The 17,638-nt window shown below is 67.5% G+C and carries 10 protein-coding genes; 3 read left to right on the forward strand and 7 right to left on the reverse strand.

What is annotated here, in order from left to right; all coding sequences use genetic code 11:
* Window positions 1–56: 56 nt before the first annotated feature.
* From DOM32_RS14455 to recC, 4 genes are read right to left on the reverse strand one after another with little or no spacing between them, the layout of a single operon-like run.
* Window positions 57–866, reverse strand: coding sequence for a creatininase family protein (locus DOM32_RS14455; protein ID WP_110635630.1), 810 nt, complete (start codon window positions 864–866; stop codon window positions 57–59).
* Window positions 863–2,941 carry an exodeoxyribonuclease V subunit alpha gene (recD, locus tag DOM32_RS14460; protein ID WP_110635633.1) on the reverse strand — a complete coding sequence of 693 codons (2,079 nt, stop codon included), beginning with the start codon at window positions 2,939–2,941 and terminating at the stop codon, window positions 863–865. The genes DOM32_RS14455 and recD overlap by 4 nt, the downstream gene beginning before the upstream one ends.
* The gene (recB, locus tag DOM32_RS14465; protein ID WP_110635636.1) at window positions 2,938–6,867 is read right to left on the reverse strand and encodes an exodeoxyribonuclease V subunit beta; all 3,930 of its coding nucleotides are present in this window, start codon (window positions 6,865–6,867) and stop codon (window positions 2,938–2,940) included. The genes recD and recB overlap by 4 nt, the downstream gene beginning before the upstream one ends.
* A complete protein-coding gene (gene recC, locus DOM32_RS14470) occupies window positions 6,864–10,733 on the reverse strand; it encodes an exodeoxyribonuclease V subunit gamma (RefSeq protein WP_110635639.1) in 3,870 nt (1,289 codons plus the stop codon). The genes recB and recC overlap by 4 nt, the downstream gene beginning before the upstream one ends.
* 229 nt (window positions 10,734–10,962) lie before the next feature.
* On the opposite strand from recC, the gene DOM32_RS14475 reads away from it, so the two are divergent.
* The 3 genes from DOM32_RS14475 (at window position 10,963) to DOM32_RS14485 (ending at window position 13,782) form a co-directional block, all read left to right on the forward strand.
* Window positions 10,963–11,805, forward strand: coding sequence for an EamA family transporter (locus DOM32_RS14475; RefSeq protein ID WP_110635643.1), 843 nt, complete (start codon window positions 10,963–10,965; stop codon window positions 11,803–11,805).
* 163 nt (window positions 11,806–11,968) lie between these two features.
* The gene (locus DOM32_RS14480) at window positions 11,969–12,973 is read left to right on the forward strand and encodes an amidoligase family protein (RefSeq protein ID WP_087718011.1); all 1,005 of its coding nucleotides are present in this window, start codon (window positions 11,969–11,971) and stop codon (window positions 12,971–12,973) included.
* Window positions 12,973–13,782: a gamma-glutamyl-gamma-aminobutyrate hydrolase family protein gene (locus tag DOM32_RS14485; protein ID WP_071231324.1), complete on the forward strand. Its 810-nt coding sequence runs from the start codon at window positions 12,973–12,975 to the stop codon at window positions 13,780–13,782. The genes DOM32_RS14480 and DOM32_RS14485 overlap by 1 nt, the downstream gene beginning before the upstream one ends.
* On the opposite strand, the gene DOM32_RS14490 is transcribed toward DOM32_RS14485, so the two are convergent.
* From DOM32_RS14490 to DOM32_RS14500, 3 genes are all read right to left on the reverse strand, one after another.
* Window positions 13,757–14,662, reverse strand: coding sequence for a cation diffusion facilitator family transporter (locus DOM32_RS14490; RefSeq protein ID WP_110635646.1), 906 nt, complete (start codon window positions 14,660–14,662; stop codon window positions 13,757–13,759). The genes DOM32_RS14485 and DOM32_RS14490 overlap by 26 nt on opposite strands.
* Before the next feature lie 81 nt (window positions 14,663–14,743).
* A complete protein-coding gene (locus DOM32_RS14495; RefSeq protein WP_110635649.1) occupies window positions 14,744–16,048 on the reverse strand; it encodes an MFS transporter in 1,305 nt (434 codons plus the stop codon).
* 110 nt (window positions 16,049–16,158) lie between these two features.
* On the reverse strand, window positions 16,159–17,466 hold the full coding sequence (locus DOM32_RS14500) for an MFS transporter (RefSeq protein ID WP_110635652.1): 1,308 nt from the start codon (window positions 17,464–17,466) through the stop codon (window positions 16,159–16,161).
* Window positions 17,467–17,638 lie beyond the last annotated feature (172 nt).

Here is a 17,638-nt window from a genome sequence, read left to right on the forward strand (position 1 = left end):
TACGTCGGACGAAGACCTACGTCGGACGAAGACCGACGTCCGGACGACGCCGATCTTCAGGCGTCGCCCGGATCTCGACCTCGCAGCGTGGTCAAATCGAAGCGCCCCGCTTCCTCGATCACCCGCGCCAGGCGGGCACCGAAATGCTCGACCAGTCGTCGCCCGGTATCGGCATCGGCCAGCGTCGCATTGCCGGTGACGCCGCTCGGGTGCAGATCCTGGGCCATCCAGGCGTAGCCGGCATCACCTTCAGGGCCTAGCGTGGAGCCGGCTTGTTCTTGAAGCCGGCCCTGCGATACGGCATCCGCCAGATGATCGACACGAACCTTGTGCGGCGCGAGGTGCAGCATCATCGACGTTTCCAGCGCGCCGCCATGCAAGCCATGGCGCAGCTCCTCGGCGGGAAGCGCCTGCTCCGGGGGCGCGAAGCGAAAGTAGTTGGCCTTGACCGCCAGCATGCCATGGGCGGCACGCAGCTTGAGTGCCGCCAGATCGATGACCGCCTTGTTCCCGCCATGGCTGTTGAACAGCACCAGGCGCCGGATGCCGGCGCGATGCACCGCCTCGCCCAGCGCCTCGATCACGGCCATCGTCGTCTCCGGCATCAGGCTCAGCGTTCCCGCAAAATCGGTATGTTCCAGACTCGAGCCCAGCGCCAGCGGTGGCAGCGCGATCACGCCCCGGGCCGGCTCGAGCTGCCCCGCTGCCACGTCGAGCAGCCCCAGCCCGATATCCAGATCGGTCGAAAGCGGCAGATGCGCGCCGTGCTGTTCGATCGCCGCCAGCGGCAACACCGCCACCGTCGTCTCGTCGACCAGCCCGGCAAGCTCGGTGCTGGTCAGCTCCTGCCACTGATGAAGACTCATGCTTCCCTCCCTGACAAATCGGTTGCGGTGGATGCCGCCGAGGTCTTCAGCAACCGCTCCGCGATGGCACTGTCCCTGACCACCCGTCGCGCCACGGCGTCGCGCAGCATCCGCTCGTCGCTGCCGCCGCGGGACTGAGGCTGGGCCAGAGCCAACGTCAGCCGTGAGCGCGCTCGGGTGATACCGGTGTAGATCAACTCCCGCGTGACGATGGGGTTGGCTCGCGCCGGCAGCGCGAACAGCACATGCTCGAATTCCGAACCCTGGGACTTGTGGACGGTCATGGCGAAGGCGGTCGCCGCCGCATCGAGCCGCGAAGGCAGCACCTGACGCACGCCGTCGCCCTGCGGGAAACAGACCCGCAGCCGCCCACCCTCGTCGGGCAGCGTCAGCCCCAGGTCGCCATTGTAGAGCCCCAGTTGCGGGTCGTTGTGCGTCACCATCACCGGACGTCCGGCGAACCAGCCATCGGTGCGCGAGATCCAGCCCTGCTGCCACAATGCCCGCGCAATCCGCTCGTTTAACCCTTCGACGCCCCACGGCCCGCGTCGCAGCGCGCACAGCACCTGAAAGCGGCTCTGCAGCGCGAGGATCGCTGACGGCGAAGCCCCGGCCCGCAGCGCCTCGAACAGTTCCCGGTAACCCGCCACTATCGCCCGCTCGAACGCCGTGGCGTCGATATCCAGCGTCGCCAGGTCCTCGAAGCCGCCTTTCAGCGCCTGGACGAAGCCGCGGCCATCGCCGGCATTGGCGGCTCTGGCGAGCGCCCCGATGCCGCTGTCCGCCCGGAATCGAAAGCTCTTGCGCAGCATGGCGACATGGTCCGCCAGCGGATTGGTCTGGGTGGCGGCGGGCAGCGGCTCGCCGGCCACCGCCTGCAGATAGTCACGCAGGGGCTCGGAATATCCCACGCCGTCACCGACGCCGGCTCCCGCGCACAGATCCCCCAGGACCGAGCCCGCCTCCACCGAGGCCAGCTGGTCCTTGTCACCGAGCAGAATCAGTCGGGCGTCCGCCGGCATCGCCTCGAGCAGCGCCGCCATCATCTCCAGGTCGACCATCGAGGCCTCGTCCACCACCAGCAGATCCAGGCTCAACGGCGCCTCGGCGTGATGGCGAAAATGGCGCGTGTCCGGACGCGCCCCCAGCAGCCGGTGAAGCGTCTGCGCCTCCTGCGGAATCGCGTCGCGCACGGTCGCCGGGACCTCCAGGCGACCCACCGCCCCGGCGATCGACTCGGACAAGCGGGCTGCCGCCTTGCCGGTGGGTGCCGCCAGCCGGATACGCAGCGCCTCGCCGTCCCGCGCCAGCGACTGCTGCTGCAGCAGCGCCAGCAGTCGCGTCACGGTAGTGGTCTTGCCGGTGCCGGGGCCGCCGGAGATGATCGTCAACCGCTGGCGCAGCGCCAGTGCGCACGCCACGCGCTGCCAGTCAGGGTCGTCTCCCTCGCGCTGGTTGCCGGCGAACAGTGCCGCCAGCTGCTCCGCCAGTTCGTCGGCGACGGCCAGCGGCTGGCCCAGGCGCTGACGCAGGTGCGCCGCGACGCCGCTCTCGGCCTGCCAGTAGCGGCGCAGATAGAGTCGTTCGCCATCGAGCACCAGCGGCGTGGCGAGCCCCGAGGCCTCCCCGGCCAGCGCGACGATGGAGGACGCCGCCAGCACCGCCGCCCACCGCTGTGGCGTGACGCCCTCGAGCAGGGATTCCGGCAGCACCACGGCCTGCGCGGCGTCGTTCCCCTCCTCCAGCGGCGGCAACGACAGCGCGGAACGCGGCGCCTCCAGCACGCGGGATAGCGACAGGCAGACGTGACCGCGCCCCACCTGGTGGCTGGCGAGCGCGGCTGCCAGCCACAGCAACGGATCGTCGCCCGGATCGCGCTCGGCGAGAAAGATCGCGAAGTGGCGGTCGAGCTGGCGCAGCCAGCCGAGCTCCACCCACAGCGCCAGCGCCTCGAACAGCGCCTCTCGCGTCAGCGCCGGCTCGTCGACATCGAGCGCCAGGGTGAACTGATCCGCTTCGCGGGAATGCGGGTCCGATCGTTGATCGGATTTCTGCGACGAGGGTCGGCGGTTCATGAATGAGTCTCCCTGGACTGACGCAACAAGGCTCTCGCCGGCTCGGCGTCCCCTTCGAGCCAGGCATCCAGCGCCTCGATCAGCGCACGGTCGGGGCGGCGATGGAACACGCCGTTCGCCGTCGCCGCAGCGAGCGAGGTTGAAGGCGCTGGCGCGTCTCCGGGCGCGACCTCAGAAAGCCCCCGAAGAAAGACGTAACAGGCACCGCCCACATGCCGATCGTAGTCATAATCCTCCAGCCGCGACTTGAGCAGGCGATGCAGCGCCAGCACATAGAGCACGTACTGCAGGTCGTAACGGTGATCCACCATCGCCGCAGCCAGCCGTTCGCCCTGATAATCCGCCGGGTCGTCGCCCAGATGGTTGGACTTCCAGTCGAGCACGTACCAGCGCCCGCCCGCCTCGAAGGTCAGGTCGATATACCCCTTGAGCATGCCGTTGAGCTTGCGCGGCGCCAGCCGGGGCCGCAGTCCGGGCAGCGGTTCGAGCCGGGTGACGAGCCGGTCCAGCGGTTCGCTCCACGCATCCGAGGCCGGCAGCCAGAATTCCAGCTCGGTACGCCACGCCTCGAGCCGGTCGAGACGCACCGGGTGACCATCGACATGCATCAGCGGCAGCCGCAGCCGTTCGAGCAGCCAGGCGTGCAGCAGCGACGTCCAATCGGCGTCGAAGCCGCTCATCGCCAGGCGCCGTTCGATATCGCGGCGCAACGCCACGGCGTAGGCCGGGTCTTCCAGGCGATCGAAATCGAGCCTTTCCAGCAAGCCGTGCAGGAAGGTGCCCGGCCGCGGGCCTCGCGGGAAGTCGAGCAGCGAACGGATGCTGGGCCGCGGTACTGGATCGCGCTCGCGGCTGACCTCGATGTCCAGCGTCGCCGGCAAATCCTCGCTGGCTGCCGCCGCATCCTCTCCGCCGCCTTCGCCGTTCGTGTCGCGGTGCCACGCCTCCTCTCCCCGGTCGGTATCGCCCAGGGCCCGGCGCGCGTCGGCAATCAGCGAGGTATAGGAGGCGATCCACCAGTCGTCATCGATCTGCCCCCGAAAGACGCGTGCCGGCTTGGTCTGCGGTGCGAACGCATCGATTCGCAGCCGGTGAACCGGCGCCTCGGGCGGGGGCTCGATCGCCAGCCACCCGGCTTGCTGGCCTTCTTTCAACCGTCCCAGCAGCGCCGCGCCGTCGTCTTCCTTGTCGCTGCCCAGCAGCCGCCCCAGCGCCGTCTCGTGCAGGCAGCCGCTCTTGCCACGACCGCGGCCGACATGCGCCACGCCCAATCGGCAGGCGTAGGCGGCGCGGGTCAGGGCGACATAGAGCAGCCTTACATCCTCGTCGAGACGGGCCAGATCGGCCTCGCGCTGCTGGGCGTCGTCCGGCGACGCCACCATCACGCTGCCTTCGCCCTCCGGCGACTTCAACGCCAGCAGCCCGGTCTGGCGGTCCGGCTCCGCCGGGCGGTGCGAGCAGATGAACGGCAGCAGCACGATGGGATATTCGAGTCCCTTGGACTTGTGCACCGTGATCACCCGGACCAGATCCTCGTCACTCTCCAGACGCTGGCTGAGCGCCTGGCTGTCCAGCGTCTCGACGCCTTCCTGCAACGCGCGATGCCACCAGCGCAGCAGCGCCTGCTCACCGTCGAGCCGCTGCTGGGCGTTCTGCGCCAGTTCGCCGAGATGCAGCAGATCGGTCAGCGCCCGCTCGCCGTCGGTACGCTGGGCAAGCCGCTCGGCGATACGGAAGTCCCGCATGACGGTGCGTAGCATGGGCAGCACGCCGCGCCGCTGCCACTGGCGGTGGTAGTCGCTGAAGCGCTCGACCTCGCGCTCCCACGCCAGTTCGTCGGCCAGCAGCGGCTCCAGCGCCTGCGGCGAGTCGTTGAGGAGCTTGGTCGCCAGCGCCGCCTTGAGCCTGGCGTCCTGACGCGGCTGGGCCACGGCTTCGAACAGCTGCAGCAGCTCGAACGCCTGGGGCGTATCGAACACGCTCGAGCGCTCGCTCAGGTAGACGCTGCGGATACCGCCTTCGGCGAGCGCCGCGCGAACCTTGAGCGCCTCGCCGCCATGGCGGACCAGAATGGCAATGTCGGCGGGCTGCACCGGGCGCTCGCCCTTCGCCCCCTCGAACCGCCATGCGCCTTCCAGCAGCCGCTGCACCTCCGCCCGCGTCGCCGCCGCCATCACGTTCTGGTATTCACCGCGGGAATGGCGCTCGGTATCCGGCCACCAGACGCCCAGCGCCGCTACCGGCTGGCCGCCCCGGTCGACCAGCCGCGTCGACTTGGGGTTCGACTCGACGGCGACGAACGGAATCTCGTCGCTGCCGAAGGGTTGCGGATGACCCCGGAACAGCGCATTGGTGGCCTCGACCATGGCCTGGGTCGAGCGGAAATTGCGCATCAGCGTGAAGCGACTCGGCGTCGCCCGGCGCGCGCGCAGGTAGGTATGGATATCGGCCCCGCGAAAGGCGTAGATCGCCTGCTTGGGGTCGCCGATCATTAAAAGCGCTGTCGTGGCCGGATCGCTCTCCGGCGCACGGTAGATGTTCGAGAAGATCCGATACTGGACCGGATCGGTATCCTGAAATTCGTCGATCAGCGCCACCGGCAGCTCGTGGCGGATGCGCGCCGCCAGCCGCAGCGCCGCGCTGTCGTCGGCTCTCGTTTCGCTCTCTGTAGCCACTATGCCCGCTGGCCCGTCCGATGACGGGGCCGGCCGTGCCAGGGCGGCATCGAGATCGTTAAGCAGGTCCGAGAACTCCCACAGCCCCTGGCGGCGCTTGTCGGCAGCGAAGCTCACCGCGATGCGGTCGCGGGCGTGGGCCAGCACCTGTCGGGCGACCGCGTCGAAGGGCCGGCCGTGGGCGGCGAGGCGATCGAGATGGGCAAAGAACGGGTGCGTTGGCGCTGTCAGCCCTTTCTGGGCCGCGCTCTTCAGCAACGCCCCCGCGAGCTTCTCCTGACTCAGCCAGAAGCGCCCGCTGCTGTCGGTGATCTCCTCGGCGGCCTCGAACTCGCCCCGGGCCAGCCAGCTTTCGAACGCCGCCAGCCGATCGGCCAGCTCGTCGGGCTTGAACCGGCTCTTGTTGAGCACGCCATCGTGGAATGCCTCGGCCATCAAGGCGCCGATGGCATCGCGATCCCAGGCCGCCGCCAGCGCCGCTTCGATGGACTCCCGTTCGTGCAGCCCGCTTTCCAGCTCGGCGAACAGCGCGGTCAGGGAGTCCGGCGCTTTTACCGCCTCGCCGGCGACCCACAGCGGCTGGGGTTCGCCATCCTTCAACAATGGCCGCAACGCGGCCGCCAGCGCTTCCGGCCCGCTCCACTGCGAACGGATCTGGCGCTGCCAGCGCTCGTCGAGCGGATAGAACTCGCACCGCCAGTAATCCTCCACCGCCCGAGCCAGCAGCGCCTGACCATCCTGCAGCAGCTCGGCGGAGAAGCGTGCGCCGGCATCGAAGGCGTGGCGGGTCAGCATGCGCTGGCAGAAGCCGTGAATGGTGAAGATCGCCGCCTCGTCCATCAGCCGCGCCGCCTGGTCCAGCCGCCGGGCGCCGCTGCGGCAGGCCGTCTCGCCCGCCGTGGCCAGCGGCTCCAGCAGTTCGGCCAGTACCGGATCGTGGCGATCCTCGGCGCTTGCCAGCAGCCAGTCGCGGGCCTGCTTGAGACGCGCCCGAATGCGCCCGCGCAGCTCGGCGGTGGCGGCTTCGGTGAAGGTCACGACCAGGATCTCGGGCGGCGTCAACGGCCGGGGGAAATCCACCGTCTCGCGGCCGGGCAGCGGCCCCAGCACCAACCGCACGTAGAGCGCGGCCAGGGTGAAGGTCTTGCCGGTGCCGGCGCTGGCCTCGATCAGATGATGGCCGATCAACGGCAGGCCGACGAGCTCGAGCGGGACGGTTTGTTCCCGGTTTTCATTCGTGATACCGCTCATTCGCTCGCTCCCCCTCGAGATCGGGTCGACGAGGGTTTCGATAACGGCTTCGATGACGCTGGCGTTGCCACCGCCTGGGAATGGAAATGGGAATGGGTCTGCTGGGACGCTCGCAACAGGATCTCCAGTATCGGTTGATAGTGGGCCACGCTCTCGCGAACGCCGCCGGCCGCCTCGAACGCCTCGAAATCCGGCCACAGCTGGCCGAGACCGCCTTCGCGCTGAACCAGCGACGGCATGCCGAAGCCGCCCTCGTCGTACGCTTCCGCCAGCCGGTCGCGCCAGCCGGGATCGAGCGATTCCCCCGCCGCCAGCCCGCCGAGCGCCTCGCGATCGGCCAGGCTCCAAAGCGTCTTGACCAGCGCATCGCTGGCGGGCAGCGGCGCGCACCAGGCGCGCCACCAGGTGCGAAGCCAGTGGCCGAGACTCGCCCGCGCTTGTGCCCTCTCCAGCGCCGGGAACTCCAGCCAGCGATCCTCGAAAATCGCCGTCCACCGGCAGGGTGACTCTCCGCTGGCGTTGACCAGCAGCCAACGAACGTAACCCGCGTAGAGTCGATGCGGCTTTCCGAGCTTCTTCCACGGGCCGTCTCCCGAGCCCTTACCATCGGGCTTGAAATGGCCGAAGTGGCTGGTCTCCAGCGTCACCAGGCCAAGACTGCCTGCCTTCCCGCCGTCATCGTTTCTGTCGCCGTCATCGCTTTTGTTGTGGTCATTGCGTGTATCGAGATAAAGACCGTCGACCCGGGCCTCCAGCGCCAGCGCGGGACAGTCAGTCGTCGCGTCGATCGCGAACCGCAGCATGGGCGGCGTCAGCGCTTCGGCGCCGTCGACCCGGCGATGCCAGCTCTCCAGTTGGGTCTGCAGGCGCCTGAGCGGCGGCTCGATCGTCGCCCGGCCGAAACCCGCCGCCGGCAGCCGCCCTGCCAGACGCAGCCGGTCGGCGACCTGCGCCAGCGGCTCGTGGCGACGGCCGGCATCCAGCAGCTCGCGCTTGAGCGTGTGATCCTCGAGGGCATCGAGAATGAACGGCTCGCTGTCCTCGTCGGGCACGTCGGGATCCTGGAAGCGCACGCCCAGGCGGCCAAGGTAGACGCTCCAAGGCCGGCGCAACAGCCGCTGCAGATCGGCAAGCCCGAGCGCTTCCGCTGGCGCGGGCACGGCATCCGGCGCCGCAGGCTGCGCCGTCTCGGCGTCCGGATTCTCAGCCAGCAGATGCAGCGGCTCCCAGCTGGTATCGAAGGTGTAACGCGGATCGTCGGCGTGGAAATAGCGCCGCGAGAACGGCTGCAACGGATGCGCCTCGATCAGTCTCGCCGCCAGCGCCGCTTCGTCGTCCTGTATCGAAGCGTCGCCCGGGTCCGGCCGCCAGCCCTGCTCCAGCGTGTCGAGCAGCTCGCCGATCAGCACCGAGGGCGGTCGTGGGGTGTTGTCGCGCTGATCGAAGCCGACCCAGGAGAACGTCAGCCGTTCGCGGGCGGAGAGCAGCGCCTCGAGCAGCAGGTAGCGGTCGTCGTCGCGGCGGGAACGGTCCCCCGGACGCGGACGCTGCGCCATCAGGTCGAAGTCCTGCGGTTGGCGCGTGCGGGGATAGGCGCCGTCGTTCATCCCCAACAGGTAGACCTGCCGGAACGGAATGGCGCGCATCGGCATCAGCGTGGCGAAGTTGACCTTGCCGGCCAGAAAACGCTGGGCCAGGCCACCCTCGTCGAGCTCCGCCCTGAGCGCGTCGCGCACCACGGCGAGGCCGATCGGCTGGGTAAAGGCGGCCAGCTCGCAACTCTGCTGCCAGCGGCCCAGCGCCTGATCCACCCGCGCCAGCACGTCATGCTCGTCCAGCGCGGTGGGGGAGAACAGCGTGTCGATCAGCTGCCGCAAGCGCGCCAGCCAGTCCTCCGGCGTGGCGGCGCTATTCAATGCCTCGCACTGGGCAGCCATCACGCGTATCAGCTCGGCCAGCCGCCCGGCCAGATCCGCTTCCAGCCCGCCCACCTCGTCGTAGGGCACGATCTCGTCGAACTGCCACGCGGTGCTGTCGGGTAGCGGGCCGGTAGATCGTCCCGGCGGCAGCGGGCCGGTAGATCGTCCCGGCGGTAATGGGCCGGTAGAATACCCCAGCAGCATGCGCTCGAGCCCGAACGCCCAGCTGTTTTCATGCAGCGCGGGAAAGCCGAGCGATCGGCGGTGCGCGCCGGACAGCCCCCAGCGCACGCCACTCTCCGCCAGCCACTGGCGAAGGCGTGGCAGCTCCGCTTCCTCGATGGCGAAGCGCGCCCGAAACGCCGGAACGTCCAGCGCATCGAGCAGCTCGCTCACGCCCAGCCGCCGTTCGGGAAGCTCCAGCAGCGACAGGATCAGCACCATCATCGGATGCGCTTCACTGGCGACCTGATCGGCGATGGTGAACGGAATATGGCGGGGATCGTTCGGCGGCAATTGACCGAAGACCGCCTCGATGTAGGGCGCGTAGACGTCGATCTCCGGCACCATCACCAGAATGTCCCGGGGCCGCAGCGGCGTACCCTGGCTGCTGGCCTCCTCGAACGCCGCCAGCAGCCGATCGTGCAGTACCTCCACCTCGCGCAGTGGCGAGTGCACGCTGATGAGTGACAGCGAGGCGTCGTCCGGGGCGATCAGCCGTTTGCCGCTTTCCCGGGTTCGTTCTCCGGGATGTCTGAGATCGAGAATGTCCTGCTGCAGCTGGTTGAGCAGTGGCGCCCGTTCGGGATGCGCCTCATCGACCGTCGCCGGATCGCGGAACAGGTCGGTCTCGACGTCGAAGCCGCCGTCCTGACTTTCGAACTCGTAGAGGCCGACGATGAAATCCCGCCCTTGCGCGCCCCAGGCAGCCAACAGCGGATTGGCCTGAAGGTGCAGCGCTTCCTCGTCCAGCGTCTCGAGCCACGGCGCTTCCGGATGGCGGGACTGCTGTCTCGCCACCGCCTCGGCGGAAAGCCGTCCGGCGCGCTTGATCGCTTCCCGATCGGAGACGATATCGCCCCAGTAATGTCGACACGGATTGGCGATCATCAGGAAGACGTCGATGACGCCGGAAAGCGCGTGCAGCGCCTCCAGCGTCTGGGACGGCAGCGCCGAGATGCCGAACACGAAGAGCCGGGGCGGCAATCCTGGCGGGCAGCTCTCCAGCTGTCTGGCGGCGCGCAGGAATCGCCCGTGCAGGCTGGCGCGGTGAAACGCCCGCTCGGCCGGGTCGGCATCGGCGATGAGCGCTCGCCATAACGCCGGCTGCCAGCGCTGGTCGGCGGGCAGATCGGCCGGGGCGTCCTCCCCCGCTTCCCAGGCGGCCAGCCAGTCGGGGCGGTAGTTGAGGTACTGATCGAACAGATCCGCCAGGCGGACTGCCAGTTGCCAGCGCTTGCGCTCGGCCTGTTCGACGGCCCGGCGCTGTGCGCTCTCCTCCATCGCCGCAGACGATTCGACGCTCTCGTCGTCGTGCGACCGGCCCGCCGCGGCAGTTTCCAGCCCGGCGCTCAGGTAGTGGGCGAGCGGCGCGAAGGTGACCGGGTCGCTGGCGATCTCGCCTTCCAGCAGCCGCAGGATGCGCCATGCCAGCGGGCGCTTGTCGAACGGCGAATGCAGCGGAATCGGCCGGCTTTCGCCGTCTTCTCCGGCCTGTTCGAGCACCGCACGATAGGCACGCCAGACGAAGCTCGACGGCAGCGGGAAATCCACCGAGGCGGCGATGCCGTCGGCCTCGGCCAGCGAGAGGCGCAGCCATTGGGCCATGCCGTTGGACTGCACCAGGAAGGTTTCCGGGGTCAGCGGCGGCAACCGGTGGCGCTTGATCAACGCCAGTGCCAGATCGTGCAGGTCTTCGAGGTGATTGGCATGCAGGACGCTGAACATCCGCTCTCCCGGGTTCTTGGATCGAGGGTCGATGAGGCTTCGACAAAGACGCCATCCTACCGTGGTGCGGGACGACGATCACCCGGTGCCTGTGGCAAGATGTGACGTTCTCGTGTCAACCATGTCGTCGCCGCCATCACTGCCTCCGTGGCAGCCAATGGCAACGTTCACGGTAGCCATGACGACCTCCGCAGTGACTAATAACAATATCCGTGGCAAAGGACTTCCATTGACGACACCCGTCTTCCTCGCCGTGCTGGCCGGTGCTCTGATGCATGCCAGCTGGAACGCTCTGGTCAAGGTCGGCCTGGACCGACTGCTGAGCATCTCGCTGATCCAGGCCGCCTGCGCCGTGATCGCGCTCGCCGGCGTGGCCTTCGTGCCACTGCCTCAGCCGGCCGCCTGGCCGTGGCTGGCCGTATCGACGCTTTTGCATATCGGCTACAACGTGTTCCTGGCCCGCGCCTATCGGGTCGGTGATCTCGGCCAGATCTACCCGATTGCTCGCGGTTGCGCGCCCCTGCTGGTCACGCTGATCAGCGTCTTCGCGCTCAGCGAACATCCGTCATGGATCGGCTATCTGGGTATCGCGGTGCTGGTGCTCGGCATTCTGTGCATGGCTTTTCGCGGCGGCAAGGGGCCGCGGCTGGAGCGCGCCTCGCTGATCAACGCGCTGACGACCTCCGTCTTCATCGCCGGCTATACGCTGGCCGACGGCAGCGGTGCCCGCGCCAACGGCGATGCGATCGGTTACGTGGTCTGGCTGTTTTTGTTCGATGGCTTCGGCATGCTGCTGGCGCTGGTCGCCATGCGTGGCGTCCGCGCCCTGCCCGAGCTGACCCGCTACTGGCGGGTCGGCCTGCTCGGCGGCGCCCTCTCCATCGGTGCCTACGGCATCACGATCTGGGCCATGACCCAGGCGCCGATCGCGCTGGTGGCGGCGCTGCGGGAAACCAGCGTGCTGTTCGCCATTGCCATCGGTATCGTCTGGCTGAAGGAGCCGTTGCACCGCGAACGCTTGCTGGCCGGCGGCCTGATTCTGGGTGGCGTCATCCTGGCGCACTGGGGTTGATCGTCGACTGTCATCCTGCGTCAGGACTGCTAGGCTAGGAGCAATGACTTCTCGCTCTGCCAACGCCGCTTTACCCGCTTCCGGCGCGCATTCGCCCCATACCCGGACTCGAGCCATCGAGGCGACAGCCATCACCACGACAGCGATCGGCAAGGAGCCCATTTTGCCTCTCACCGCTCCACCGCACGCCACCAACACCGACGGCCAACCGCGCCGGGTCGGCGTCGAGCTCGAGTTCGCCGGCATCGGGCCGATCCAGGCGGCGCGTCTGGTCGAAATGACCTTCGGTGGTCGTGTCGAACAGCACAGCGCGCATCGACTGCAGGTCACCGGAACACCATGGGGCACGTTCCACATCGAGCTGGACAGCAAGTATGTCCACCCGGACGAACAGCTGCTCGATCGCGCTCGTACCACTGATGGTCAGCCGCCGGGTTTCGGCGAGCACCTGCGCGCCAGCGTGCACAGCCGTACCCGCGAATGGCTGGGCGATATGGTCGCCGGCCTGGTGCCGACGGAGATCGTCTGCCCGCCGATTCCCTGGGACGAGCTGGCGCGCCTGGACGAGCTGTTCGCGGCGCTGCGCCGCCACGGCGCGGAAGGCACCGATGCCAGCCTGCTCTACGGCTTCGGCCTCCATCTCAATCCGGAAATCCCTTCTCCCGAGGTGGAGAGCATACTGGCCTATCTGCGAGCCTACCTGATCCTGGCCGACTGGCTGCGCGACGAGATCGTCGTCGACGTGACCCGGGACATGCTGCCCCATACGCGGCCGTTTCACAGCGACTACACCCGCAAGATACTGGCACCGGACTACTGCCCCACCCTGCAGGCTCTGATCGACGACTACCTGGTCGCCAACCCGACCCGCAACCGGGAGCTGGACCTGCTGCCGCTGTTCGCCTGGCTGATGCCGGATCATCCCAACGCGCTGCTACGGGAAACGCTGGTCAAGCCACGGCCGACCTATCACTACCGCCTGCCCAACGCCGCGCTTTCCGACCCGGAATGGGGCGTGAGCGTGGAGTGGAACCGCTGGGCGGAGGTCGAACGTCTTGCCGCCGATCCGGATCGCCTGGCGGAGCGCAGCGCAGCCTATCGCGAGCATCTCGCCCAGCCGACCCTGAGCCGCTGGCTCGATTCCCTGCGTCACTGGATGCGTCATTGATGGCTTCACCGAAACACGCGGCGATAGCCCTGGGAAACGACAAAAGCCGTCCGCTGATCGGCATCACCACCTCGGATCACAAGAGCCTTCTGGCCTGGTGGTGCGACTGGATCTCGGTGTGGCGCGCCGGCGGCAGGCCGGTGCGGATCTCTCCGGCGCGCCCGCTACGGCAGGCGGTGGATGGCCTGATCATCGGTGGCGGCGACGATATCGGTGCCCAACGCTACGGGGGCGAGGTTCAGTTGAATGTCCGCGTCGACCCCGCCCGCGACGAGCTCGAGCTCGACCTGCTGGCCGACTACCTGCCGACCCGCGTGCCGATCCTGGGTATCTGCCGTGGCGCCCAGATGATCAACATCCACTGCGGCGGCAGCCTGATCGAAGACATCCAGACGACTTATAGCCACATCAAGAACCGGCGCACGGTGCTGCCCCGCAAGCGAATCGAGATCGAACCGTTCAGCCAGCTGGCCGACATTCTCAATCGCCGCTACTGCCACGTGAACAGCCTGCATCATCAGGCGGTGGATCGCCCCGGGGACGGCCTCAAGGTGGTCGCCCAGGACCGCGACGACCTCGTGCAGGCGATCGAGAGCGAAAGCCACCCGTTTCTCATCGGCGTGCAGTGGCACCCGGAATTCCTGCTCTTCAGCCGTTCCCAGCAGCGACTGATCCGAGCGCTGGTAGAAGCCGCGAGGCACCGCGAGGCTGAATCCGGAGAGGCCACAGCCAGCGAAGTCAAAATCAGCGACGTCGAGGCCAGCGAGGCCACAGTCAGCGAGGTCAAAGCCAGCGCGGATCCGCCGTGAAGGAGACGGTGAACCAGCGCTGTTCGGCGGGAATGGAGAGCCCTTCGGCGATCTCTTCCCGGATCCGGTCGAGTTCGGCGATCCCGCTACCGCTGGCGAAATCCGGTGTGGTAACAATGTGGATCTCGATGTTGTGCACCCGTCCGGTCTTGGCGACATAGCTCTCGAAGCGCTCCAGCCCCGGCCGCTGCATGACTGGCGCCATCGCCTCGCGAACCTCGCGGTCGAGCCGCGATGGCGCCATCATCAGTACCTCCCGCATGGCGCGATACACGATGCCTGCCGGCACCGGCATGAAGCCAAGCGTCAGCACCACCAGCAGCGTCGAATCCACGTAGGGTATCCAGGGCGCGAGAGCCGTCCCCTGCATCACCAGTGCCGCCGCAAACGCCACCAGCAGGGCGCTGGTGATCAGTGCCGCCATCAGCCAGTTCTGGATGTCGATCTTCACGAAGTCGGACCGGGCCTGACGATTGAGCCGACGTTCGACGAATACCATCACGTAGCAGATCACGCAGACGATCAGCGAGTAGCCGATCGCCATGTCGACTGCCAGCGGGTTGCCGCCCTGAAGCAGCGTGCTGAGCGCATTGAGGAAGGCGTAGAAGCACAGCAGCAGCAGGATTGCGCCGTTGAGCGCCGCCGCCATCGGCTCGAAATGCCAGTACCCCAACTGGAAGCGTCGCGTCGATTCACGGGCGACCAGTTTCGATACCAGCAGCGCCAGTAGCGACATCGCCGCATCGATCGACGAAAAGACGCCGTCGAACAGGATCGAATGCGATCCCGACAGCAACCCGAATCCGACGCCGAGCCCCGCCACGACCAGCGTCGTGGCGATGGATAGCTTGAGTGTCTTCTGCTCGAGGGAGACGTCCACGCCACACCCCTTTTCGTCTTGTCATTGTGCGATTTGTCGTATGCGCCCCGGCACGCGGAACACCGGCCACGATGCCGACGTTCAGGAGGGCATCACGGCCAGCCGCCGCCCTGCCGGCGAGCGCAGCAGGAACAGGCCAATGATGACGCCCATGACCGACAGCGCAGCGACGTAGATCGCCGGCGACATCGGATACCAGCGCATCAGCGTGGTGACGATGATCGGCGTGAAGCCGCCGAAGATCGCGTAGGCGACGTTGTAGGAGAACGAGAGCCCGCTGAAGCGAACCGCGGCCGGAAAGGCCTTGACCGCGATCGCCGGAATGGCGCCGGTAATTCCCACCGCGAAGCCGGCCAGCGCATAGAGCGGCATCAGTTGCTCGGGACGCTGACCGACGACACTCATCATCAACCAGTAGCTCGCCCCCAGCAGCGCGCTCCATCCCACCAGCGTCGCGCCGCTGCCGAACCGGTCGGCGCACCAGCCGGCGATCACGCAGCCCACGATCAGGCACAGGATCGCCACCACGTTGGCCAGCGAGGCATCCAGCCCGGCGTACTGCGCCGCCAGCAGCGGCGGCGTCATCAACATCACCACGACGATCGCCGCGGTCAGGATCCAGCTCACCGCCATGGCCAGCAGCACGCCGCCCAGGTGATCGCGAAGCACCGCCTTGACCGGCAGTTCCGCCGCCAGCGCACGGCGCTCGCGCATTTCGGCGAAGACCGGGGTTTCGCTCAGCCAGCGGCGCAGATAGACCGCCACCAGCCCGAAGATGCCACCGAGCAGGAACGGGATCCGCCAGGCGCCGTCGGCCAGCTCCGCCGGCGAGAAGTGGGACTTCATGATCGCCGCTACCAGCGAGCCGATCAGGATGCCGGCCGCCAGTCCCGCCGACAGCGTGCCGCAGGCAAGGCCGACGTGGCGACGCTGGACGTGCTCGGTGACGAACACCCAGGCGCCGGGCACCTCGCCGCCCACCGCCGCGCCCTGCAGCATGCGCAGCAGCACCAGCACCAGCGGCGCCAGGTAGCCGATGGCGTGGTAGGTCGGCAGGCAGCCGATCGCCAGCGTCGGCAGCGCCATCAGCAGGATCGACAGCGTGAACATCCGCTTGCGGCCCAGCAGGTCGCCGAAGTGCGCCATGACGATGCCGCCCAGCGGCCTGACCAGATAGCCGGCGGCAAAGATGCCGAAGGTCTGGATCTGGCGCAGCCACTCCGGCATGTCGGGTGGAAAGAAGAGCTGGCCGATGACCGTGGCGAAATAGACGAAGATGATGAAGTCGTAGAATTCCAGCGCGCCGCCGAGGGCCGACAGCGAGAGCGTTCGGACATCGTTGCGGGAGAGCGGGCGCGACGAGGTCGTGGTGGGATCGTGAGCCATATCGGTGTTCCAGGAGGATGACGCCCAGGGCGCCGTCACGGTCATTCCGGACGAAGCGGCCGAGGCCCGGGCCCCGCGCGTCGGCGTGGCACGGACCTCGAGACGCCGTTTCAGTGCTGCATCACCGCCAGACGCTGGCCACTCGGCGCCCGCAGCAGGAAGATGCCGATCACCACGCCGAGGACCGCCAGCGCGGCGATATAGTACGCCGGCGCGGCGGGATGACTGGCCATCAGCGTCGAGACGACGACGGGCGTGAAGCCGCCGAAGATGGCGTAGGCGACGTTATAGGAGAACGACAGCCCGGAAAAGCGCACCGCGGCCGGAAACGACTTGACGGCAACGGTGGGCACGACGCCGACGATCCCCACGCCGAAACCGGCCAGGCAGTAGAGCAGCATCAGCTGGTCGGGATGGGACGGCACCGTGTGCATCATGATCCAGTAGGTGATCCCCAGCAGCAGGCTCCACAGAATGATGGTGATGCCGCTACCGATACGATCGCAGCACCAGCCCGAGACCACGCAGCCGATGATCACGCAGACGATCGCCCACACGTTGGCCAGCGAGGCATCGATGCCGTAAAGCGTCTGCAGCAGGCTCGGCGTCATCAGCACGACCACGACGACCGCCCCGGTGAGGATCCAGGTCACCGCCATCGACAGCACCACGCTGTCCAGATGACGGCTGAGCACCCGCTTGACCGGCAGCCCTTCGGACAGCGCTTTCTTGGCACGCATCTCGGCGAATACCGGCGTCTCTTCCAGATAGCGGCGCAGATAGACGGCCAGAAAGCCGAATACGCCGCCGATCAGAAACGGCACGCGCCAGCCGTAGGCAGTCATCTCCTCGGGGGTATAGTACGACTTCAGAAACGCCGAGATGATCGAGCCGATCAGAATGCCGGCCACCAGCCCGGAGGCCAGCGTGCCGCAGGCGAGACCGACATCCTTGCGCGAGACGTGCTCGGTGACGAAGACCCAGGCACCCGGGACTTCACCGCCCACCGCCGCGCCCTGCAGGATACGCATCAACACCAGCAGCAGCGGCGCCAGGTAACCGATGGTTTCGTAGGTCGGCAGGCAGCCGATCAACAGTGTCGGCACCGACATCAGAAAGATCGACAGCGTGAACATCCGCTTGCGACCCAGCAGGTCGCCGAAGTGCGCCATGATGATGCCGCCCAGCGGGCGCGCCAGATAACCCGCCGCGAAAATGCCGTAGGTCTGGATCATCCGCAGCCACTCCGGCATGTCGGGCGGAAAGAACAGGTGGCCGATCACCGTGGCGAAATAGACGAAGATGATGAAGTCGTAGAACTCCAGCGCGCCGCCCAGGGCGGACAGCGACAGGATCTTGATGTCACCGCGTGACAGCGGACGCGACGGAGCCGCATCGTATTGAAGTGCGTTAGCCATAGCCGTGTTCTTTTTTCTGAGGCGTTGAAACGTGCGTGTGTCCAGTAGCCAACTTGCGTCACGGATGCTCGACAGAGGATGCCGTCCGCCGCATGAAGGGGCCATGACATTACCAGACTTTAAAAGTTCCGTCAGTGCGGCGTTGTCAAGAGACAAGCCCTTCTGAGGTATC

It is taken from the genome of Salinicola salarius, assembly GCF_003206135.1.
Lineage (GTDB): Bacteria > Pseudomonadota > Gammaproteobacteria > Pseudomonadales > Halomonadaceae > Salinicola > Salinicola salarius.